Consider the following 22,196-nt stretch of genomic DNA (forward strand, 5'->3'; position numbering starts at 1 on the left):
ACGCCGACAGCCTGCGCGACCTGGGCGGCTGGCCGTGGACGCGGTTCTACCTGGCGCGGCTGGTGGAGGAGATCGCAGACCGCGGGGCGGCGGTGATCGGCTTCGACGTGCTGTTCCCCGAGCCCGACCGGCTGGCCCCTTCCGAGTTCGCGAGCATCTACAGCGAACTGCCGCCCGGCGTGGCCCGGGAGATCCAGGCCCTGCCGTCGATGGACGCGGTGTTCGCGCGGGTCATCGGCCGCAACCCGGTCGTGCTCGCCCGGGCCGGCGTGTCGGAGGAATCCTTCGACCTGACCGAGGGCCAGGCCGCGCCCCTGCCGCCCGAGGCCCAATTCACCGGCAAGCTGCCCGCCGACCTGCCGAACTTCCCGTCCGTCGTCTCCAACATCCCGCTGCTGGACGGCGCGCCGCTGGGCCATGGCCTGGTGAACGGCGACCGGGACGCCGACGGTCTGGTCCGCCGGGTGCCGCTGCTGGCGCGGGCCGCAGGACAGGTGACGCCCAGCTTCTCGCTGGAACTGGTGCGCGTGGCCGAAGGCGCGGACGCGATCCGCCTGGAGACCGCCGGCGACCGCCTGAAGGCGGTGACCGTCGGCAAGCATCGCGTGGCGGCGGGTCCCGACGGCCAGCTCCTGCTGCGCTTCGGAGACTGGCGGAAGACTCAGACGACCTCGGCCGTGGATGTGCTGCGTCAGGGGCAGAAGCCCGACCAGTTCAAGGACGAGATCGTCCTCATCGGGCTCGCCGCCGCCGGCACCTCCGACGTCACCAGCACGCCGCGGGCGAAGGCGATCTACGGCGTGTACGTGCAGGCCCAGGCGGTGGATTCGATCCTGCGGGGGGCGGCCCTGCGTCGACCGGCCTGGGCGGCGCCCATGGAGTGGGGCATCGGCCTCCTGCTCGTCATGGTTTCCTGGCTTGGGGTTCCTCGCGCGCCGATGGGCCCCGTCATCCTTGGCGCGACCGTGGAGATCGGGCTGGCGTTCGGCGCAAGTCTCCTGGCGTTCCACAACAACCTGCTGCTGGACCCCTTTCCCATGCTGGCCCCGGGCGCGGCCAACTCGGCGGTGATGGTCGTGCTGCTGTTCGTCGAAGGCCGGCGGGTGCAGCGGCGCCTGCGCGACGCCCTGGAGGACGAGAAGGTCAGCGCCGCGCGGATCTCCGGTGAACTGGCGGCGGCCAGCGAGATCCAGTCGGGCATGCTGCTTCCCCGCGCCGAGCTTTCCCGCATCTCGCCCGCCATCGAGATCGACGCGGTGCTTCAGTCGGCCAAGACCGTCGGCGGCGATCTCTACGACGCCTTCCTGTTCGAGGACGGCCGGGTCTGCTTCCTGGTCGGCGACGTGACCGGCAAGGGTGTGCCCGCCTCGCTGTTCATGGCGCTGTCCAAGGCCCTGTCGCGCAGCCTGCTCATGCGGCCCGACACGGGCCTGGCTGCGGCCGTCGGCGAGATCAACCGCGAGCTCTCGCGCGACAACCGCCAGGCCATGGCGGTGTCGCTCCTGGTCGGCGTGCTTCACCCGGGCGACGGCCGGCTCGTCCTCTGCTGCGCGGGCCACGAGAACCCTCTGATCGTCGATTCCGCGGGGGCGGTGCGCGAGCTGAAGCTGGACGGCGGGCCGCCGCTCTGCGTCGATGAGGAATTCCCCTACCCGGAGGAGGTCCACCGCCTGGCGCCGGGCGAGACGCTGATCGCGTTCACCGACGGACTGACCGAGGCCCAGGCGCCGGATGGGGCGCTGTTCAAGCGCGAGCAGGTGTTCGAGGCCCTCAGCCAGGCCTCGCGGACGCCGAGCCTGCACGGACTGGTGGACAGCCTCGTCGACAGCGTCCGCGCCTTCGAGGCCGGCGGCGAGCCCAGCGACGACCTGACGGTGATGGCGGTGCGGCCGCGGCCTACCGCAGGATGACCTCGACGCGCCGGTTGGCGGGCTCGCTGACGTTGTCCTCGGTCGGGACGCGCGGCTCGCGCTCGCCGCGACCGACCACCTTGGCGTTGTCGACCGGCAGGCCCTGCTTCACCAGCGCGGCGCGGATCTCGACAGCCCGCTCCAGGGAGAGCTTGTCGTTGACTTCCTGGCTGCCGGTGGTGTCGGTGTGGCCGGTGATCTGGACCTCGGAATCGGGCTTCACCGCGGTGCGCAGCGCTTCGAGGATCGGCGCGGATTCGGGCGTCAGTTCGGTCGTGCCTTCGACGAAATACATGACGTAGACGCGGGGCGCGAAGGGGGTCCAGTTCATCAGCCCCGACCAGAAGCCGGCCTTCACGGCCTTGGGCTTCACGGACTTGCCGCCCACGCGGGCGCGGGTGTCGCCGGCGGTCAGGGATCCGACCTCCTTGCCGGTCTTGGGATCGAGCACGGCGACCTGCCCGGACTTGTCGCTGCCGGCGTCGTTCAGGAGCGTCACGTCCGAGGAGGCGCAGCCGGCGAGCAAGGCGGCGGCGGCGAGGGCGGGAAGGAGCCTCACTTCACCTCCACCACGAAGGTGGTGCCGCGGGCCGCGAGCAGCGAGGTGGGCGTGCGCACCTTCATCGCGTCCTTGTTCTCCTTGGCGATCTGGCCCGAGACGACGCCCAGCGTGCCCCGATCGACCGTGGTCAGCGACTTGCCCTTGTGGGTGGTGTCGTCGAACTCGAACTGGCTGAGGGCGACGCGGCTGTTGGGACCGACGGCGAAGCGGCTGTTGTCGACGAAGGTGACGCCGATGCGGCCGTTGCCCCCGGTGGTGAGCACGTCGCTGACCAGGAGCTGGTAGCCCGGGGCGGCGGGCGTGACGACCTTGCCGCGGACGACCGAAGCCGTGCCGGTGACGGTCTTGATCCGGCCGATCTCGGCCATCGCCAAGCCCGGCGTCGACAGCGCCGCCGCCATCAGCAATCCTGCGACCCAAGCCTTGCGCATCGCGCGTCTCCCTGAAACACGGTTCTGTCATAGCCCAGCTCCGCGCCCTTGCCCAAGCCCCTCGCCCCACGCGTGCGCACCTTGCCGCGGACGGCGGCGCCGTGGCGCGCGCGCTGGGGGTCACGCGCGTGTTCATCGAGCGGCACGAACTGGGACGCGACGCGGCCGAGCGGCTGGCCATCGTGGTCGAGGAGTGGGTGGCCAACGTGCTCGAACACGGGGGGCCGCCGGCCGGCAGCCGCATCGGCCTGCGGCTGGCGCTCCACGCGCAGATCGTCCGCGTGACGGTGACCGACACCGGCCGCGCCTTCGACCCCAGGGCGGCGGTCTTCGAGGGACCCGATCTGGACCGCGGCGGCGGCGTCGGGCTCGAGCTGATGCGCGCCTGGAGCCGGGTGGCCGCCTATGGCCGCCGCGCGGGACGCAACCGCCTGGTCCTGGAATTGCCGCTCCCATGAGCGCCAGGTCCGCACGATCCGGGCGCTGGCGGCTAGGCCCCCGCGCCTTCATGATCCGCCCCCGGCTGAGCCTCGCGCTCGGCGCTGGCGCTGCGGCGTGGATCGGCTGCGCCCTTCTGGCGCCGGAGCTTTCCGTATCGACGGGCGCGATCGCGGGCTGGGACGTTTTCTGCGTGCTCTACCTCGGCCTCACCCTCGTCGCGATCGCGCCGGAGGGCCCGGACGAGATCCGCGCGCGCGCCGCCCACCAGGACGAGGGCCAAGCCGTGATCCTCGCCCTGGTTCTCGCCGCCTGCGCCGCCAGCCTGGCCGCCGCCGGGCTGGAGCTGTCGCAGGCGCAGCACGCCCACGGCGTCATGCGGGCCGTGCGCATCACGGCCGCGTTCGGCACCGTAGCGGCGTCGTGGCTGGTCGTGCAGTTCATCTTCGCCCTGCACTACGCGCACGACTACTACGCAGCCGACTCCGACACGGGCGAGGACACCGGCGGCCTGGCCTTCCCCGGGGACGAGCCGCCCGACTACTGGGACTTCCTGCACTTCGCCGTCGTGATCGGCGTCGCCGCCCAGACCGCGGATATCGCCTTCACAGGCAAGCGGCTGCGCCGCCTGGGCACGACGCACAGCCTTATCGCCTTCGCCTTCAACACCCTGATCCTGGCGCTCACGATCAACCTGGCGGCGGGCCTGTTCGGGGGCGGCTAGGCCCGTCCCCCTCGCACGCCGGCGCATCAGCTTATGCGCAACCGGTCTTAGCCACCGGCCACCCCGGCCGCTAACCCGGGTTTCGGGCGGCGGAGGCAGGCATGGGCTCGGGATCAAGGCGCGTCGTCGTCACGCAAAGGTTCTTCGACGCGGCGTCCATCGCCTTCCTCGAGCAGACCGGCTGCGAGGTTGTCTTCACGGAACTTCCGCCCGGCCAGGCGGACGGCGATCTCTCGCACGACGAGCTGGCGAGCGTGCTGGACGGCGCCGAGGGATGGATCGTCGGGCACGCCCGCGTCACGCGCGAACTGCTCGCCGCCCTCCCCCGACTTTCCATCGTCTCGCGCCGCGGCGTCGGCCATGAGCGTGTCGACCTGGACGCGGCGCGCGAGCTGGGTCGGGTCGTGACCATAGCGGCCGGCGGCAACGACGCGTCGGTCGCCGACCAGGCCATCGGCATGATGATCGGCCTGGGGCGCCGATTCCGCGAGACCCAGGCGCAGATGATCGGCGGCTCCTGGTCCATCCTGATGGGGACCGACCTCTACCGGAAGACCGTCGGCGTCGTGGGACTGGGCCGCATCGGCCGCAGCGTCGTCCGCCGACTCAGCGGCTTCGAAGCGCGCGTGATCGCGGCGACGTCGCGCCCCGACCCGTCCTACGCGGTCCAGGCGGGCGTGACCTTCATGGACGTCCAAACCCTACTGCGCGAGAGCGACTACGTGACCCTGCACGCACCACTGACGCCCGCGACGCGGCACATGATCGACGCCGCCAGCCTGTCGACAATGCGGCCGGGCGCCTTCGTGATCAACACGGCCCGCGGCGGCCTGGTCTCGGACGCCGACCTGCTGGCGGCGTTGAAGTCCGGCCATATCGGCGGCGCGGGCCTCGACGTCTTCGAGAGCGAGAGCGACCCGCGTATGCGGCCGGTCACCGATGAGCTGATCGCCCTGCCGAACGTGATCGCCTCACCCCATGCCGGCGCCTCGACCCGCGAGGGGCTGGCGCGCACCAACATGATCGCGGCCCGCTGCGTCGTCGACGTCTTCCAGGGGCGCAGTCCGCCGACCGAATGCGTCGTCGCCGACGGCCGCGCGGGCCAGGGAGCCGCCTGATGGATGCGCCCCGCACCCTCTACGACAAGCTGGTGGACAGCCACACGGTGGCGACGCTGGACGCCAGCGGCGAGACCGTCCTGCTCTACATCGACCGAAGCGTCCTCAACGAATACACGAGCCCCCAGGCCTTCACCGGCCTGCGGGAAGCGCGCCGGACCGTCTGGCGTCCCAAGGCCCTGCTGGGCGTCGTGGACCACGTGAACTCGACGACGCCGCACCGGACGCTGCAAATGCCGGACCCGGGGGGCGCAGAACAGGTGGCCTACTTCGCGCGCAACTGCCGCGATTTCGGGATCGAGCTGTTCGACGTGCTGCATCCGCTGCAGGGGATCGAGCATGTCGTCGCGCCCGAACTGGGCTTCATCCTGCCGGGCATGGCGGTGGCCGCGGGCGACAGCCACACCACGACCTACGGCGCGCTGGGCGCGCTGGGTTTCGGCATCGGGACGTCCGACATCGAGCACATGCTGGCCAGCTCGACGGTCGTCTACCGGCGGCTGAAGCCGATGCGCGTGGAGGTCACTGGGCGCCTGCCCGCAGGCGTCGTGGCCAAGGACCTGGTGATGTCCCTGATCGGGCGGATCGGCGCCGATGGCGCGACGGGCTATGCGATCGAGTTCGCCGGCGAGGCCATATCCGCGCTCAGCGTCGAAGGCCGCATGACCATCTGCAACATGTCGGTGGAGTGCGGCGCGCGGGGCGCCGTGATCGCGCCGGACGCGAAGGTGTTCGACCACCTGGCCGCACGTCCACGGGCCCCGAAGGGCGAGCTCTGGGCGCGCGCCGTCGAGGCCTGGCGCAACCTCCGCTCGGACGACCACGCGCCGTTCGCGCGCACCGTCGCGATCCGGGCCGAGGCGGTCGAGCCCATGGTCACCTGGGGCACCAGCCCGGATCAGGCGGTCTCGGTCGCCGGCGTCGTTCCCGACCCCGACCGTGAGGCCACGCCGGCGCGGCGGCGCGACGCCGCTCGGGCGCTCGACTACATGGGCCTCGCCCCCGGGACGCCCCTCCAGGAGGTGCCGATCGACCGGGCGTTCATCGGCTCGTGCACCAATGCCCGGATCGAGGATCTGCGGCAGGCGGCGGACGTGCTGCGCGGCCGCCACGTCGCCACGGGCGTGCGGGCGATGGTCGTGCCGGGCTCCAGCGCGGTCCGGCGGCAGGCCGAGGCCGAGGGGCTGGACCGCGTCTTCACCGCCGCCGGGTTCGAATGGCGTCAGTCCGGCTGTTCCCTGTGCCTGGCCATGAACGACGACGTGCTGGCGCCGGGCGAGCGCTGCGCCTCCAGCACCAACCGCAACTTCGAGGGCCGCCAGGGCGCGGGCGGACGCACCCACCTGATGAGTCCCGCGATGGTCGCCGCCGCCGCGGTGAGCGGCCGGTTGGCCGACGTGCGGCGGCTGGGAGCCTGAACATGCAACCGTTCCGCCGCGTGGCAGGGATCGCGGCGCCCTTCCCCGCGGCCAACACCGACACCGACGTCATCATGCCGAAGCAGTTCCTGAAGGGGATCGACCGGCGGGGCCTGGACCGCGGCGTCTTCTTCGACCTGCGGTTCGACGAGGCCGGAGCCCCGCGCCCCGAATTCGTGCTCAACCAGGCGCCGTGGGCCAAAGCCGTGTTCCTGGTGGTGGGACCCAATTTCGGATGCGGCTCAAGCCGCGAGCATGCGGTCTGGGGCCTGGCGCAGCTTGGCGTCCGCGCGCTCATCGGGACCAGCTTCGCCGGCATCTTCTTCGACAACTGCGCCCGCAACGGCCTGCTCGCCATCACGCTGCCACCCGAGACGCATGCAGCGTTGCTGGCCGCTGTCTCACGGCCCGAAGGCAATCGGCTGATCGTGGATCTCGAGACCCAGACGATTCAGCCGATGGCTGGCCTCGCGATCCCGTTCGTGGTGGAGCCGACGCGCCGACAGGCGCTGCTGGACGGGTTGGACGCAGTCGGCCTGGCGCTCGAGCGTGCGGATGAGATCCGGGCGTTCGAGGCCGGCCACATCGCGCGCTCGCCCTGGCTCGAACCGGATCGCGCCCAGCCCGGATCAGGGACGCCGGCGTAGGTTCCCAGCGCCCGAGCCGGATGGCGGCGTCGCTCCGTCAGCCTAGTTCGACGTCCAGCAGACGCACGTATTGCTGGCCGCAGTGCAGGTCGCGCTCCACCATCCCGCCCTGCGGCGAGGACCGCGGGTACGAGATCTTGATCATGTTCAGCCGCTCGACCGGGAAGCGCTTCACCAGCGCCGGGTCGGTTCCGTAGAGCCGGGCGAAGGTCTCGGGGCCCAGGGCCTCGCTTCCGGCGTAGCGCCGGAAGCTGTCGGCGCCGTCGAAGAACAGGTCGACCGTCACCCAGAACGGTCCGGCGTTCTTGGAACGCACGAGACGGCAGACGTCGCTCACCTTGGCCATCACGCCGCCTCCGCCCGATCGAGGTCGACCCAAACCGTCCGCACAAGTTCCATGGGATCGTCGCACTCCACGACATGGTTCAGCCGGAACTCGTAGACGGGCCCGCGCTCGATATCCGCCGGCGTGAAGGCGAAGCCGTAGCTGGGCATCTCTTCGTGCTCGGGCATGTACATGTGGAAGAACCAGGGATTGCAGGCTTTGGCGATCTGCGTGGCCATCTCCTGGGTGTCGGCCGTGGCGACGAACAGGACGCCAACCTCGCGCGGCGGGGGCGTCCCCTCGGGGACCTTCTCGCCCGTCACCGCATTCCAGCCATACAGGCGTAGCGAGATGTGGAAGTCGCCGGCCGCCTCGCCGATGGTCGTGCGGACCCGGTGGTACAGCCGATCCAGCATCCGGTCGTGGAACGCGTCGAGGTTGCGCAGCACGATCGGGTCCTGGATGCCCACCAGCATGACGGTCTGGAACCGGCCGCTGGACGCGCCCTCCAGCTTCATCGTGTAAGGCCGCGGCCGCCAGGCCGATCCCGTCACCCGGACGATGCGTTCGTTGACCTGCTGGTAGTCCGCCTCGGTGACGTCCAGCACCCCGCCCGGTTCGGTGAGCAGGAAGGGGTCGCTGTTCTCGTAGAGCATGTGGGCCGAGACGCTGTGCGGCGTGCAGGTGTTCACGGTGCTCAGCGGCTCCACGTCGAAGCCGTCCGCATGGATGCTGAGCAGCACGCCCGAGCCGTCGACGGTCTTGATCGTGCACTGGGCGCCGCATTCGCCGATCTTGCCGGCGTGCCAGGCGGGGCCCAGCGGCGCGCCCTTCATGAGCGGATAGCAGGCGAGCACCGCGGTGTCGGTCGTGCGTCCGCCGAGCACGATGTCGGCCCCTGCCTGCAGCGCGGCGATGAACGGCTCCGGGCCCATGGCGGCGACGATGTGGTCGCAGGCGTCGACCGTGGCGTCGTCCAGCGACCCGACGGGGGGCAGCGGTCGGACGCGGCCCGCGGCGTTCTTCGCCTTGACCGTCTCCTTGCTGAGCTCGGAATAGAGCAGGGCGATCTTCGGGCGGATGCCCAGTTCGCGGGCCACCTCGACGGCGATGTCGCGGGTCCAGTCGAGGTTGCGGTCGCCGCCTGCCTGTCCCGAGGTGCCGACCACGATGGGGATCTTCGCCTCGTGCGCGGCCTTCATCAGGATCGTCAGGTCCCGCTTCACCGCGCCCTTGTTGTTCTTGGAGATCCCCAGCGCGAGGTAGGCGGCGCCGCTGTCGGTCGATCCGGCGTCGGTGGCGATGACGTGGGCGCCCTGCGCGATGCCGTGGCGCACCTCCTCCTCGCGGGCCCCTGCGCCCAACGACCCCGTGGGGACCAGGACCTTGATCGGTCCGTCGAAATGGGTCTGACCCGTCATTGCGCACGCTCCTTCCGGCGATCGCGGACTTCACTGAGTTTCACAGGATGGCTCCGGTGGCGGCCGCCGCGCCGATGAGCACGAGGCTGAGCAGGCCGGCCCACTTCAGCCCGAAGCGCTGCATCGCGCCCACGTCGCAGCCGAGCAGGCTGGACACCAGGTAGACGGCCGCCACCAGCGGGCTGAGGCCGTGCACCGGCAGCCCGAGAAGGGAGGCTCGGGCGATCACTTCCGGCGCCACGCCGTAGTGCGCCGCCGTCTGGGCCACCACAGGCACGACCCCGAAGTAGTAGGCGTCGTTCGACAGCACGAACTGGAACGGGATGCTGAGGAAGGCCGTGACCACCCCCAGCCATGGGCCGAGCGCCTCGGGCACGACGACCATCACACCCTTGGCCATGGCGTCGATCATGCCGGTTCCGGTCATCACGCCGGTGAACAGGCCGGCGGCCAGGATGAGCAGCACGATGGGCAAGGCGTTCCCGGCATGGGCCTGCAACCGCGCCCGCTGGTCGGCGAGCGAGGGATAGTTGACCAGCATGGCCAGGGCGAAGCCGCCCATGAACACCAGCGGCAGCGGCAGGACGTGGGTGATCGCGCACCCGAGCACCGCCAGCGTCAGGATCAGGTTCAACCACAGCAGGCGGGGCCGCGCGGCCTCGGGATCCCGCTCGAACGCGATCGGCGCGCCCATGGCGCCCGACGCCAGGGCGACTCCGCTGGCCAGGCGTCCCCGCTCGCTGCGGCCGAGATGCCAGGCGATCGCCAACGTGCCCAAGACCCCGGCGGCGATGGTGGGAAGCAGCGGAATGAAGACATCGGCCGGATCGATGCGCAGCGCCGCGGCGGCCCGGCCCGAGGGCCCGCCCCAGGGGAACATGTTCATCACCGTATTGGCCGAGCCGAGGATCACGGCCAGCACCAGCGGGTTCATGCCCAGCCGCCGATAGACGGGCAGGAACGCGGTGATCGTGATGAGCGCCGTGGTGGCGCCGTCGCCGTCGAGGGCGACGATCAGCGCGACCGCGGCGGTCCCAAGGGCGATCCGCACGGGGTCGTCGCCAACCAGGCGCAGCACGCGAGAGACCAGCGGATCGAACAGCCCCGCATCGATCATCAGGGCGAAGTAGAGGACGGCGAACAGCAGCAGCGTCGCGGTGGGCGCGAGCTGGGCGATGCCGTCCACCGCCATCTTGCCAAGGTCGGCGCCGTGGCCCGCCACCACCCCGAACACCAGGGGCGTCAGGATCAGCGCGACCAGGGCCGACAGCCGCCGCGTCATGATCAGGATCATGAAGCTGGCCACCATGGCGAAGCCGAGGACCATCAGCATGTCGCGCCCTCCAGGAACCCCGAAAGGCCCGCCGCCCCCGCGCGGGGACGGCGGCAGGGGAGGAACTCAGGTCGGGACGGGCTTGCGCCGCGGGTCATCCGGTCACCACGCGGCGCGGAAGGTGACGCCGTATTGCCGCGGCGGGCCGTACTGGACGTACTGATAGACGCCGCCGTTGGTCTGCCAGATGCGGTATTCCTTGTTGCTCAGGTTGTGGCCCCAGACCTGGACGGAATACCGCTCGTCGACGTTGTAGGTCAGGCTGGCGTCCCACAGCGTGCGCGCCTTCCGGTATTCATTGAAATCGTTGATGTTGTTGTCGAAGATGTCGCTCTGATAGTCCATCGTGAGCTGCGCGCGGACCCAGCCCCATTCGGCGTCGCGCGAGCTCTGCAGCCCGACCTCGGCGACCACGGCGTGCTTCGGCGTGCGGCTCAGGCGGTTGCCCGAGCCATTGGCGAAGATCGGCGAGCCGTCCGCGCGGAAGCCGGAAGTCTGCGTGAACTTCGTGAAGTAGGGATGCAGGTAGGTGTAGCGGACGGCCGCGTCGAACCAGGGCACGGGCGCGGCGATCACCTCGCTCTCCACGCCCTTGATGGTCGCGTCCGCCGTGTCGACGGTGACGCGGGTGCCCACGGGCCCGGCCGAGGCGTCCGGAACGACCTTCGCCGTCTGGAAGTCGCGGTAGTCCATCCAGAAGCCGGAGACGTTGGCGCGCAGGCGACGGTTGAACCAGTCGGTCTTGAGGCCGACCTCGTAGTTGGTGGCCTTCTCCGGCTCGGTGGGCGTACGCGCCAGGGCGGCCGAGCTCGGCTGTTCCTGGAACGCGCCCGACTTGAACCCCGTCGAGATGGTGGCGAAGGCGAAGACGTTCTCGTTGGCCCGGTAGTTGGCGCCGATGCGGTAGGTGAACCTCCCCTCGTCGAACACGCCCGGCGAGTTCGCGGTATCGTAGCTGGTCACCGGCGCGGCGATCGATCCGGTGAGGCGCCGGGCCCGGACGGTCTTCTTCTCCTGGGTGTAGCGCCCCCCGGCGAACAGCTTCAGGCCGAAGTCGAAGCCGTATTCGGCCTCGCCGTAGACGGCGTAGCTGTTGTTCGTGGCGTCGCCGATGAACCGGTTGATGGTGGTGGGCGTGGCGGACTGCTGGGTCTCGCGTTCGCGGTGGATTTCGTCGCGGTTGTAGTAGAGGCCGGCCACCCAGGTCAGCGGCCCGCCGCCCAGCGACGACAGCCGGCTTTCCAGCGAATAGGAGTCGGTCCGCTCTTGGGCCAGGGTCTGGATCCCGGAGACGGGCAGGCCGCGCCGCGCGTTGGTCGCCGGATCGGTCCCGTCGAGGTCGTTGGCGACGTCGTAGTCCAGAGTTCGCCACGAGCCCTGGGTGGTCCAGGAGGCGAACCCCAGCGCTTCGGTGGTGAATTCGGCGCGCGCGCCGCCGGTGGTCGAGCGGGTGAAGCCGCGGTGGTCGGGATTGGTGCGGCCGGGCGGATCGTAGTCGGCGTAGCCCTTGCCTGGCGTGAACGGCAGGACGATCACGTTGTAGCGCGAGGCGTCCGACAGGTCCTGGTCGGCGATGTCGCCGGACAGCAGCAGGTAGGAGGTCTCGCCGACGTCGGCGCGCACGTGCAGCCGCGCCGTCAGCTTGTGCTCGTCGTCCAGCGGCTGGCCGGTGACCGTCTTGCGGAAGCCGTCGTTCGTGACGGCGCCCAGCACGAGGCGCGCGGCGACGCCGTCGACGATCGGCGCGTTGACCATCAGGTTCGCGTTCTTCTGGCCGTACTCCCCGATCGTGACCTGGGCGCTGGCCTCGACGCTGTCGACGGGCTTGGCGGTGATGAAGTTCACCGAGCCGGCCACCACGTTCTTGCCCAGCAGGGTGCCCTGCGGCCCCTTCAGCACCTCGACCCGCTCCAGGTCGTAGAAGTCGATCCCCAGCATCGGGGGGCGCGCGAGATAGACGCCGTCAAGGAACGCCACCGACGATGGGTCGCCACCCGCCGCCTGGCCGCCGCCGCCCACGCCGCGGAAATAGACGCGCGGCGAGCCCTTGGGGAACTCGTCGAAGCCCACGCCCGGCGTTACCTGCGCCATCCGGGTGAACTCGGTGACCCCGCGGGCCGCCAGTTGCTGGCCGGTGTAGGTGGTCAGGGTGATCGGCGCGCTCTGTTGCGACTCGGCGCGCCGACGGGCGGTGACGACGATCTCCTCGATGGCGCCGACATGGTCGCCCGCGCTCGCCCCGCCGCTGGCGGCGGCGCTCTCCTGTGCCAAGGCCGGCGCAGCCGCCGTCGCGGCCGCCGTCGACAGCAGGAACGCCATGATATTGCGGTAGCTCATGTAGCCTCCCCTTCCCTCGGGTCCCTTCAGGGACCTCTGACGCAGCTCCGCCCCGTCTGGAGGGCGAGCGACGGGACGAATGCACCGGGACAGGGGGTTTCGTGCGCCACCCAGGTTGCATTCGCGGGAATTTTGCCGGCCGCGGCATCGATGCTAGACGGCCGGCATGCCGGATTGGTCGAGCCTGCCGGGCCTCCTCAGCCACGAGAACTGGATCGCGGCGCTGCCGGACAGCGTGCGGCAGGAGATTCTCCAGCGGATGATCCCGCGCGAACTCGCGGCCGGAGAGCCGCTGATCCACGCAGGCGCGCCTTCGCTCGGCATCTACCAACTGGAGGCGGGCTATCTGCGGCTGGTGGCCTATCACCCCGACGGCCGACAGACGCTCATCCTCGTCTACAGGCCGGGGAACTGCTTCTCGGAGTCGCCGCTCGTTGCCCGGCGGCCGCCGAACCACACGACGCTGGCGATGACCAACGCCAGGGTCCGGCTGCTGCCAACGGACGACTTCTGGACCCTGTACGAGCGCCACCCGGAGATCCCCGAGGCCCTCTGCCGCAAGTTCGCGAGCAGCATGAGCCGGCTGCTCACGCGCCGCGAGATCGCGGTCACGCGTCGCCTGCGCGAGATGGTGGCTTTCATTTTCTGCAACCTCGCGGAAGCCTGCGGCACGACCGAGGCCGACGGCACGATCACCATCGACCTGCCCCTCACCCAGAACGACCTGGCCGACCACCTGACGGTCACCCGGCAAGCGGTTCAGCGCGAGGTCGGCGCGCTCAAGACGCAGGGCGCGCTGGCGAAGCGGGACGGCCTGTGGCGGGTGCTCGACCTCCCGAAACTGCGCCGCGTCGCGGCCTGAAGATCCGGAGTCGCGCGACCTAGGTCGGCGCCGTGGTCCTGGCGACCTCGGTCCAGAAGGCTTCCGCCGCGGCGCTCTGGCGGGCCCGCGGCCGGTAGAGCCGGATCTGCATGGGCACGTCCCATTCCGCGCCGGACGCGCTGCGCACGAGTTCGCCGCAGGCGAGGTCGCGCTCGACGAGGCTGAGCGGCAGCCAGGCGCAACCCCGTCCCGCCCGCGCCATGGTCAGCAGCACCATGGCGAGGTGGGCCGTGAAGACCGACGCGAGCCACACCGGCGCCTCGTGCGTACGGGTCGAGGCGATGATCCGCCCCATGCCCGAGGCCGGGCTGAAAGCCAGGTGCGCGACAGGCGAGTCGGCCGAGCCAGGCAAGGCGTGCATCGGCGCGGTCTCGCCGGCCGAGCGCGGAGCGCTTACGGGCACGAGGGTGTCCTCGCCCACGTCCAGATGGCGGAAATAGTTGGAGTCGAGCGCGGTCTGGGCGGCGGGATGATGGTGGCACAGCAGGAACTGCGCCTGCCCCTGCAACATCAGGCGCTCGCAGTCGGCCATGTTGTCGGTGACCAGGTTGATGCTGGATTGCGATCCGCGCGCCGCCGCCGCGGCCGTTTCCACCCGCTCGAGCCAGGCGGGAAAGAACGTCAGCGACAGGACGTTGGTGCAGACGAAGCGCAGCGAGCTCGCCGAAGCCTGCGCCGCCTCGCGGACCAGTTCGCGACCCGACACCATCCGGCGCACGAGATCCTCCGCGATCGGGCGGAATTCGCGCCCCGCCGCCGTCAGTGCGACCCTATGGGTGTCGCGGTCGAACAGGGGCGCGCCGACCCAGTCCTCCAGCATCCGGATTCGGCGGCTGAAGGCTGGCTGCGAGACGTTGCGGCGTTCGGCGGCGCGGGAAAAATGTCCGCAGTCCGCCAGCGTCAGAAAATCCTCGAGCCAGGCGAATTCCATCTTCGGTCCGTCGAAGCCCCAGCGCGGCGCACCGGCCGCCGTCCCGGCTTTAGAGCGTGACGATCGAAAGTGTGAGCGCTTTCGGTCCACCTAGCGCTCCGGCCACCGATGCGGAGCTTCGTTGAAGCAGGCGAACACGGACTTGCCGGGCGCTACTCCTCCGACAGCCACAGCTCGTGCGCGTCGAGGGCCATCTTCAGCAGCGTCCGCTGGGCTTCGGCCCGGGCCGCGAGCTCGAAGCGCCGGGCCTCGAACGCCTGTCGTTCGGCGGCGAGCCGGTCGGCCAGGTCGCGTTCGCCCAGCGCATAGGCGCGGGCGATGCGTTCCGCGGCCGTTCCGCTGGCCAGCCGGGCGGACTCGGCCTCCCGCCAGGCAGCCAGCGCGGTCTCGGCCGCCGCGGTGTCGGTCTGGGCGGTCATGCGGATCGTCCGCTCCATCATCCGGTAGCGGGCTTCCGCGCCGGAAGCCGCCGCGACCTGCCGATCGGCGATGGCGCTGCGGCGCGGCCCGCCGAAGGGGATCGACACGAAGATCCCGACGCCGGTCTCGTCGCCGCCCCGCTCGTTGAAGGTGCGGATCCCGAGGCTTGGGTCGGCGACGCGGTCGAGCCGGGCGCGGCGCGCAAGCGCCTGCTCGCGATCGGCGTCGGCCCTGGCCATCGTCAGCTCGTGGCTCCGCGCTACGATCAGTTCGGGCCAGGCCGCGAAGGGCCGCTCCGGCGGCTGCGGCGGCGTGAGCGCGGGCGAACGCTCCGGCGCGAGCCCAGGGTGCAGGTTGCGCAGCTCCAGCGCGGCCCGCCGCTCGGCCGACACCGATTGCTGGTGGGCGGCGCGCGCCCGCGCCAGCGCGCCCTGGGCCACCTGGAGGTCGAGCAGTGCGGCGTCCTTGAGCTCGACCCGCCGCTCCAGGGCCCGGACCTCGGCGCGATAGGCTTCGACCTCGGCCGCATCGATCTCGGTGCGTTCCGCCGCCTCGGCCCAGGCGATCCATCTGGCGGCCAGTTCGAGCGAGGCGTGGTGCCGGGCGTCCTCGACGCCGTCCGACGCCGCCTTCTCGCCGAACCGCCCCGCCGTGCGGTCCAGGGCCGCCTTGCCAGGAAGCCGCAGCCCGCGGCTGAGCTGGGCGGTCCATTCGCCGTAGCGGCCCTCGCCACGAACGCGGCGGTCGTCGAAGCCGGCGATCAGGGTCGTCTCGTGCTCGCCCACGGCGAGTTGCCGCGCCTCGGCCCTGGCCGCCGCCAGCCGCGCCTCGGCCTCGCCGACGCTGGGGTCCTCGTCGAGCGCCGTGCGGATAAGGCTGTCCGGCGGCAGGAAGGGCGGTCTCTGCAGGCCGGGCTCGGCGGACACCGGCGAGGCCACGGCGCAGCCGGCCGCAACCATGAAAACAAGACGTCGCAAGGTCATCATGCGGCCTCCCGCGCCGCCGCGCCGCGTTCGAGGCCGAAGCGCCGGTAGAGGATAGGGAGCATGACCAGCGTCAGGGCGGTCGAGGTCACGAGCCCGCCGACCACCACGATCGCCAGCGGCTTCTGGATCTCCGAGCCCGGCCCACTGGCCAGCAGCAGCGGCACGAGGCCCAACCCGGTGATCGAAGCCGTCATGAGCACTGGGCGCAGCCGGCGACGAGCCCCCTCCATCACGGCCTGCTCGATGGGAAGACCGCGCTGGATGAGGTCGTTGAAGTGGGACACCAGCACCAGGCCGTTCAGCACGGCGACGCCCAGCAGGGCGATGAAGCCCACCGACGCCGGGACGGACAGGTACTGCCCCGACACCCAGAGGGCGAGGACGCCGCCGATCAGGGCGAAGGGGATGTTCGCAAGGATCAGCACCGCCTGGCGGACAGACCGCAGGGTCACGAACAGCACCAGGAAGATCAGGCCGAGGGCCGCGGGAACGACGATGCCCAGGCGCGCGGCCGCCCGCTTCTGGTTCTCGAACTGGCCGCCCCAGACCAGCCGGTAGCCGGGGGGCAGCTTCACGTCGCGCGCGACGTTCGCCTGGGCCTCCTTCACGAAGCCGACCAGGTCACGGCCCTGGACATAGGCCTGCACCACGGCGAAGCGCGAGGCGTTCTCGCGGTCGATCTTGAGAGGGCCGTCGATGCGGCGCACCTCGGCGAGGTCGCTCAGGCGCGCGAGGCCGCCGCCAGGCGTCGCGATCTCCAGTTGCTCGATCAGGGCGGGATCGGCCCGCGCGGTCTCGGGCCCGCGCAGCAGCACGGGCGTGCGCCGGGAAGGCTCAAAGACCACGCCGGCCGGCGCGCCCTCGATCTGCGCACGCAGCTCGGTCTGGACATCCTCCGCCGAAAGCCCGGCCAGGCCCGTCGCCGCGCGATCCATGTCGAGCTGCAGGTAGGCCAGGCTGTCGCCCGCGAGGGTATAGACGTCTGCCGCGCCCTCGGTCGCCTTCAGGCTGGCCTCGATGCGGCGCGCAAGGTCGCCGAGCGTCGCGAGGTCGGGGCCGAAGACCTTCACGGCGAGGTCGCCGCGGCTGCCGGTCAGCATCTCGGACACCCGCATCTCGATCGGCTGGGTGAACGACGCCTCGACGCCCGGGAAGCCGGCCACCACCTTGCGCAGTTCGTCCGTCAGCCAGGCCTTGTCCGGCCGCCGCCAGGTGTCCTTGGGGGCGAGCACCAGGAAGCTGTCGGTCTCGTTGAGCCCCATCGGGTCCAGGCCGATCTCGTCCGAGCCGACCCGGGCGACAATGCGCCTGACTTCAGGCACCTGCTTCAGCACGGCGCGCTGCACGGCCAGGTCCTGGGCTGCGCTCTGGTCGAGGTTGATCGTGGGCAGCTTGGCCAACTGCATGAGGACGGCGCCTTCGTCCATCGTCGGCATGAAGCTCTTGCCGATCACCACGTAGCCGAGGGCCGCGACCGCGATGCCGAGGCCCGCGGCCAGGAAGACCGGCCGCGGCCTCGCCAACGCCTTCTCCAGCAGGCGCGCATAAGCCGGTCCCACCTGCCGCATCAGCCAGGACTCGCGGTGCGCATGCGGCTTGAGCAGCAGCGAGGCGAGGACCGGGATGAGGGTGAAGGACAGGAACAGCGATCCGGCCAGGGCGAACACGATGGTGAGGGCGACTGGCGCGAACAGCTTGCCTTCCAGGCCCTGCAGCGACAGCAGGGGCATGAAGACAAGGCAGATGATGACCACACCCGAGGCCACGGGAACGGCCACCTCGCGGCAGGATTCGTAGACGAGGTGGAGCTTGCGCGAGCCCCGGATGTCCGGATCGTTCAGGCGTTCGACGGTGTTCTCGACCACCACCACGGCGGCGTCCACCAGCATGCCGATGGCGATGGCGAGCCCGCCCAGGCTCATGAGGTTCGCCGACAGCCCGAAGAGCTTCATCAGCAGGAACGTCGTGAGCGCCGCAAACGGCAGGGTGACCGCGACCACCGCGGCGGCCCGAAGTTCGCCGAGGAAGACGAGCAGGAGGAGGATGACGAGGACCGTGGCCTCGATCAGCGCTCGCGTCACCGCGCCGGTCGCACGCTCCACGAGTTCCGAGCGATCGTAGAAGGGGCGGATCGTCACCCCCTTGGGAAGCGAGGCCTGGACCTCGGTCAGGCGGGCCTTCACGGCCGCCACGACCGTCTTCGAGTCGGCGCCCTTGAGCGCGATGACGATCGCCTCGGCTGTCTCGCCCCGGCCGTCCTCGGTGACCGCCCCGTAGCGGGTCAGGGCCCCGATCCGGACTTCGGCCAGGTCGCCCAGACGCGCCCAGCCGCCGCCGGGCAGCGTGATAGGGATCGCGCGCAGGTCGTCGAGGGACGTCGCCGCCCCCACTACCCGCACCACCAGCGCCTCTTCGCCTTCGACGAGACGGCCCGCGCCGTCGTTGCGATTGGCGCTCTCGAGGGCGCGCTGCAGCTCGGCCGTGGTGAGCCCCGCGGCGGCGAGCGCGGCGGGGTCCGGCACGACCTCGAAGGCCCTGCCCCGACCGCCGAGGACGTTGACGTCGGCGACACCCGGCAGCCCGCGCAGCGCCGGCCGGATCGTCCATTCCAGGAGTGTGCGTCGCTGCTCCAGCGAGAGCGCGCCACCTTCCACCGTGAACATGTAGACGTCGGACAGCGGCGTGGAGATCGGCGAGAGCCCGCCGCTGATCCCCGCCGGGAGGCCGGCCATGGCGTTGCCCAGCCGCTCGGCCGTCTGCTGCCGCGCCCAGTAGACGTCGGCGCCGTCCTCGAAATCCAGCGTGATGTCGGCGATGGCGTATTTCGCGGCGGACCGCAGCATCACCTGCCGCGGGATGCCCAGCAGCTCCATCTCCAACGGGGCGATGACTTGGTTCTCGACCTCCTCCGGCGTCATCCCCGGCGCTTTTAGGATGATCTTCACCTGGGTCGGCGAGATGTCGGGAAAGGCGTCGACGGGCAGCTTGGAATAGGCGTCGTAGCCGAACAGCAGCAGCGCCAGCGCGGCGACGACGACCATCAGCCGCTGCGACAGGGCCAGCTTCACGAGGTTGGACAGCATCTCAGCGCGCCGCGGCCGGTTTGAGCTGGCTCGCGCCGACGGCGACGACCTGGACGCCCGGAGACAGGCCGGTGATCACGGCCGTCGTGCCCGACTGCCCTACGATGGTCACGGGCCGCGCGTCGAAGCCCTTCGCCGTCCGGACGAAGACGCTGGGCCGCCCGTCGAGCGTGACCACGGCCGACCTGGGCGCGGCGACGGCGCCGGACGGGGCCTTGCCATAGACCGTGACGTGGATCGTACGCCCGGGCATCGGCCCGGCGCCGGGCGGCAATTCGGCGCGCAGCACCACGGACCTCGTCCGCGGATCGACGGCCGAGCCCACCGCCACCACGCGCCCGCGAGCGCCGTCCGCCTCGACGACCGCGCCCACGCTCACCTGGGCCGCTAGGGCGGCGGGGATCCGGGCCTCGACCCAGAGCTTGTCGGTACGGTCGATGACCGCGGCGGCGGTCATGGAATCGACGCCGGCGCCGGGCGCCAGGTTGAGCTGTGCGACCCGCCCGGCGATCGGCGAGCGCAGCACATATTCGCCGGCCCGCGCGCCGCGCCCTCCGGCCGCCGCGAGCAGCCGGGACTTCTCGGCCGCGACGGCGCGGGCCTGCGAAGCCCTGGCGGAGGCCTCTTCCGCCCGCGCGCCGGCGATGATGCCTTCCCGCGCCAGGGTGCGCGTGCGGGCCTCGGCGGCCTGCGCCGCCTTCAGCTCAGCGCTCGCCTGCGCCAACTCGGACCCCGCCTGGAGCGCCTGCTGGCTGAAGAGCACCGCCAGGCCCTGTCCGGCCCGCACCTCGGCGCCCTCCAGGACGTCGACCCGCAGGACCAGCCCGGGAAAAGGGACCGCCACCACGACCCTGCCGTTCATCGCGGGGCTGACAGTGGCCGGCAAGCTAGCGAGCGGCGCCACGGAGGCGACGGCGGTCACGGCCGTCCTCAGCCCCATGGCGCGCTCCTGCGCCGGCGAGAGGTTCACGGGGGTTGCGTACGACGAACCTCCCGCCAGCGTGAGGACCATGGACAGCGCGGCGACGGCGAACTTAACTCGGCTGTCGTTCGGCACGGTCCGGTCCCCCAGGCGCCGCCGGGTTTCAGGGGTGGCGGCCGGGGACTGAATGGCGCGCCACACTGAACTCACGCTGACGCGAAGCTGAAACGAAACTGAAAGCCCGCAAATCAAGAGTTCAGGTCGGATTCAGGCTGGACGGTTAGACGCGCGCCATGCGGGTGCTCCTGGTCGAAGACGACGTCGAGATTTCGCGGCGGCTTCGCGCGTCGCTCGAGGAGGCCGGATTCGCCGTGGACCAGGCCTTCGACGGCGAGGAGGCGCTCTACCTGGGCGAAACCGTCGATGTCGACGCGGTCGTCCTCGACCTCGGCCTGCCCAAGCTGCCCGGTCTAGAGGTGCTGCGGCGATGGCGCCGGGCGGGCCGGAACATGCCCATCCTGGTGCTGACCGCGCGGGACGCCTGGACCGACCGGGTGGAGGGGCTGAACGCGGGGGCCGACGACTATCTGGGCAAGCCGTTCCAAGCCGCCGAGGTGGTCGCCCGGCTCCGCGCCCTCGTCCGCCGCAGCGCCGGCGCCGGATCGCCCGTCATGACCCTCGGCGACGTCACCCTCGACCCGACCGCCGGCTCGGCGAGCGTGGACGGGCGCACCGTCGAACTGACGGCGCGCGAGCTTCGCATCCTGACGTATCTGATGCACCGGCGCGGCCGGATCGTCCCGCAATCGGAGCTGATGGACCACGTCTATCCGATGGCCGAGGCGCGCGAGTCGAACACCATCGAGGTCTATGTGGCGCGGCTGCGGCGCAAGCTCGGCCGTGACTGCATCCGCACGATCCGCGGTCTCGGTTACCGGATGGGATGATGGCCTGGCGCAGCTTTAGGACCCGACTGATCCTCGGCTCCATCGTGTGGATCCTCGCCGCCATCGGCGTGAGCGGGCTGGCGCTGTCCCAACTTTTCCGCGAACACGTCACCAAGCAGTTCGACGCCGAGCTCGTCGGCCACGCGGACGAACTCGTGGCCCTGGTCGACCTCGACGCGGAGGGCCGGCCCTACCTTCATCGTCGGCTGAGCGACCCGCGCTTCCTGCCGCCGGGCTCGGGCTTCTACTGGCAGATCGAGCATCTGCACGGCGCGACCACGGTGTCGGGCTCGCTGTCGGGACACGCGCTGGTGCTCACCCCGATCGCCCAGGGCCAGGAGCGGAGAACCTTCGTCCCGGGCCCGCACGGGCCGGTGCGGCTGTTGGAACGCCGCGTCGACGTCTCCGGCGAGCCCCTGCGGTTCGCCATCGGGGTGGACGAACACAAGCTGGACGAGGTGCTGGGCGCCTTCGACCGCACGCTGGCGCTCTCCCTGGGCGTCATCGCCACCGGCCTCATCCTGGCGGCCGCCCTGCAGGTCGGGTTCGGGCTGCAGCCGATGAGCAGGGTGCGGGCGGCGCTTGCCGACGTCCGCGCCGGCCGCGTCCCCCGGCTGCCGGAGGATTCGCCGAGCGAGGTCCTGCCCCTGGTCCACGACCTGAACGCCCTGCTGGACGCCAATGCCGAGATGGTGCGGCGGGCGCGCACGCAGGCAGGCAACCTCGCCCATGCGCTGAAGTCGCCCCTGGCGATCATGATGGACGAGGGCGAGCAGCTTCGGCGGGCCGGCCAGACCGATGCGGCGGACGCGATCCTCACCCAGTGCGAGCGAATGCGTCGCCAGATCGATTTCCAGATGGCGCGCGCCCGCGCCGCCGCCTCCCGCAGCGCGCCAGGCTCGGTGGCGAACGTCCGTGGCGCCGTTGAACCGGTCGTGGAGGCGATGCGCCGCCTGCACGGCAGGCGACAGGTCGCGTTCGCGCTAGACATTCCGCCCGAGCTCAATGTGGCCGTGGAGGCGCAGGACCTGAGCGAGATGTGCGCCAACCTCCTGGACAACGCCGGCAAGTGGGCGTCGTCCAGGGTGCAGGTGCGGGCCGAAGCGACGTCGACGGGCATGGTTCGGATCGTCGTGGAGGACGATGGCCCGGGCCTGCCGGCGGAAAGCTGGGAGGTGGCGTTCGACGTCGGAGAGCGCCTGGACGAGCGCGTCCATGGCTCCGGCCTGGGCCTTCCCATCGTCCGCGACCTGGCGACGCTCTATGGCGGGCGGGTGTGGCTCGAAGACGCGAGCCTCGGCGGTCTCGCCGCGGTCCTGGACCTGCCGGCCGCTCCCGTCTAGGCGCTGACGCCACGGCC

General features: G+C 71.0%; 19 protein-coding genes. 9 read left to right on the plus strand and 10 right to left on the minus strand.

The genetic code is table 11. The features are described from left to right. Window positions 1-1,910, plus strand: a 1,910-nt coding sequence (locus Q0L11_RS00705) for a CHASE2 domain-containing protein (RefSeq protein ID WP_296594920.1), incomplete at its 5' end; no start/stop codon positions are given. Here Q0L11_RS00705 and Q0L11_RS00710 read toward each other — a convergent pair. Both Q0L11_RS00710 and Q0L11_RS00715 read right to left on the minus strand, forming a co-directional pair. Continuing rightward, entirely contained in the window at window positions 1,897-2,469 is a 573-nt protein-coding gene (locus Q0L11_RS00710; RefSeq protein WP_296594921.1) for an OmpA family protein, read from the minus strand. The two genes, Q0L11_RS00705 and Q0L11_RS00710, sit on opposite strands and share 14 nt — an antisense overlap. Then, window positions 2,466-2,903 (minus strand): FecR domain-containing protein, encoded by a 438-nt coding sequence (locus tag Q0L11_RS00715; protein ID WP_296594922.1) that lies wholly within the window; start codon window positions 2,901-2,903, stop codon window positions 2,466-2,468. Before Q0L11_RS00715 ends, Q0L11_RS00710 begins: the two co-directional genes overlap by 4 nt. A 29-nt stretch (window positions 2,904-2,932) precedes the next feature. On the opposite strand from Q0L11_RS00715, the gene Q0L11_RS00720 reads away from it, so the two are divergent. The 5 genes from Q0L11_RS00720 (at window position 2,933) to leuD (ending at window position 7,248) form a co-directional block, all read left to right on the plus strand. Next, entirely contained in the window at window positions 2,933-3,361 is a 429-nt protein-coding gene (locus Q0L11_RS00720; RefSeq protein WP_296594991.1) for an ATP-binding protein, read from the plus strand. After that, the gene (locus tag Q0L11_RS00725; protein ID WP_296594923.1) at window positions 3,358-4,065 is read left to right on the plus strand and encodes a DUF1345 domain-containing protein; all 708 of its coding nucleotides are present in this window, start codon (window positions 3,358-3,360) and stop codon (window positions 4,063-4,065) included. The genes Q0L11_RS00720 and Q0L11_RS00725 overlap by 4 nt, the downstream gene beginning before the upstream one ends. A gap of 101 nt (window positions 4,066-4,166) precedes the next feature. Further along, the gene (locus Q0L11_RS00730; protein ID WP_296594924.1) at window positions 4,167-5,183 is read left to right on the plus strand and encodes a phosphoglycerate dehydrogenase; all 1,017 of its coding nucleotides are present in this window, start codon (window positions 4,167-4,169) and stop codon (window positions 5,181-5,183) included. Next, complete coding sequence (gene leuC, locus Q0L11_RS00735) at window positions 5,183-6,601, plus strand: 3-isopropylmalate dehydratase large subunit (RefSeq protein ID WP_296594925.1); 1,419 nt, start codon at window positions 5,183-5,185, stop codon at window positions 6,599-6,601. Before Q0L11_RS00730 ends, leuC begins: the two co-directional genes overlap by 1 nt. 2 nt (window positions 6,602-6,603) lie before the next feature. Beyond that, window positions 6,604-7,248: a 3-isopropylmalate dehydratase small subunit gene (leuD, locus tag Q0L11_RS00740; RefSeq protein ID WP_296594926.1), complete on the plus strand. Its 645-nt coding sequence runs from the start codon at window positions 6,604-6,606 to the stop codon at window positions 7,246-7,248. 37 nt (window positions 7,249-7,285) lie between these two features. On the opposite strand, the gene Q0L11_RS00745 is transcribed toward leuD, so the two are convergent. The 4 genes from Q0L11_RS00745 to Q0L11_RS00760 all read right to left on the minus strand — a co-directional run bounded on the left by Q0L11_RS00745 (window position 7,286) and on the right by Q0L11_RS00760 (window position 12,664). Then, a complete protein-coding gene (locus Q0L11_RS00745) occupies window positions 7,286-7,594 on the minus strand; it encodes a DUF4387 domain-containing protein (protein ID WP_296594927.1) in 309 nt (102 codons plus the stop codon). Then, on the minus strand, window positions 7,594-8,994 hold the full coding sequence (locus tag Q0L11_RS00750; RefSeq protein ID WP_296594928.1) for an acyclic terpene utilization AtuA family protein: 1,401 nt from the start codon (window positions 8,992-8,994) through the stop codon (window positions 7,594-7,596). The genes Q0L11_RS00745 and Q0L11_RS00750 overlap by 1 nt, the downstream gene beginning before the upstream one ends. Window positions 8,995-9,034: 40 nt before the next feature. After that, window positions 9,035-10,327, minus strand: a complete 1,293-nt coding sequence (locus tag Q0L11_RS00755; RefSeq protein ID WP_296594929.1) for a citrate:proton symporter — start codon at window positions 10,325-10,327, stop codon at window positions 9,035-9,037. 102 nt (window positions 10,328-10,429) lie between these two features. After that, window positions 10,430-12,664 (minus strand): TonB-dependent receptor, encoded by a 2,235-nt coding sequence (locus Q0L11_RS00760; RefSeq protein ID WP_296594930.1) that lies wholly within the window; start codon window positions 12,662-12,664, stop codon window positions 10,430-10,432. A 166-nt stretch (window positions 12,665-12,830) separates the two neighbouring features. Here Q0L11_RS00760 and Q0L11_RS00765 point away from each other — a divergent pair, with 166 nt between their 5' ends. After that, window positions 12,831-13,526 carry a Crp/Fnr family transcriptional regulator gene (locus Q0L11_RS00765; RefSeq protein WP_296594931.1) on the plus strand — a complete coding sequence of 232 codons (696 nt, stop codon included), beginning with the start codon at window positions 12,831-12,833 and terminating at the stop codon, window positions 13,524-13,526. 19 nt (window positions 13,527-13,545) lie between these two features. Here the strand turns inward: Q0L11_RS00765 and Q0L11_RS00770 are convergent, their stop codons facing one another. From Q0L11_RS00770 to Q0L11_RS00785, 4 genes are all read right to left on the minus strand, one after another. After that, entirely contained in the window at window positions 13,546-14,478 is a 933-nt protein-coding gene (locus Q0L11_RS00770; protein WP_296594932.1) for a LysR family transcriptional regulator, read from the minus strand. A gap of 152 nt (window positions 14,479-14,630) precedes the next feature. Further along, on the minus strand, window positions 14,631-15,881 hold the full coding sequence (locus Q0L11_RS00775; RefSeq protein WP_296594933.1) for a TolC family protein: 1,251 nt from the start codon (window positions 15,879-15,881) through the stop codon (window positions 14,631-14,633). Continuing rightward, window positions 15,881-18,967: a CusA/CzcA family heavy metal efflux RND transporter gene (locus tag Q0L11_RS00780; protein WP_296594934.1), complete on the minus strand. Its 3,087-nt coding sequence runs from the start codon at window positions 18,965-18,967 to the stop codon at window positions 15,881-15,883. Before Q0L11_RS00780 ends, Q0L11_RS00775 begins: the two co-directional genes overlap by 1 nt. Before the next feature lies 1 nt (window position 18,968). After that, window positions 18,969-20,024: an efflux RND transporter periplasmic adaptor subunit gene (locus Q0L11_RS00785; protein WP_296594935.1), complete on the minus strand. Its 1,056-nt coding sequence runs from the start codon at window positions 20,022-20,024 to the stop codon at window positions 18,969-18,971. Between the two features lie 158 nt (window positions 20,025-20,182). On the opposite strand from Q0L11_RS00785, the gene Q0L11_RS00790 reads away from it, so the two are divergent. Both Q0L11_RS00790 and Q0L11_RS00795 read left to right on the plus strand, forming a co-directional pair. Continuing rightward, window positions 20,183-20,836 (plus strand): response regulator transcription factor, encoded by a 654-nt coding sequence (locus Q0L11_RS00790; RefSeq protein ID WP_296594936.1) that lies wholly within the window; start codon window positions 20,183-20,185, stop codon window positions 20,834-20,836. Beyond that, window positions 20,836-22,179 (plus strand): HAMP domain-containing sensor histidine kinase, encoded by a 1,344-nt coding sequence (locus tag Q0L11_RS00795; RefSeq protein WP_296594937.1) that lies wholly within the window; start codon window positions 20,836-20,838, stop codon window positions 22,177-22,179. The genes Q0L11_RS00790 and Q0L11_RS00795 overlap by 1 nt, the downstream gene beginning before the upstream one ends. Window positions 22,180-22,196 lie beyond the last annotated feature (17 nt).

It is taken from the genome of Phenylobacterium sp. (assembly GCF_024508875.1).
In the GTDB taxonomy this organism is placed as follows: Bacteria; Pseudomonadota; Alphaproteobacteria; order Caulobacterales; family Caulobacteraceae; genus Phenylobacterium.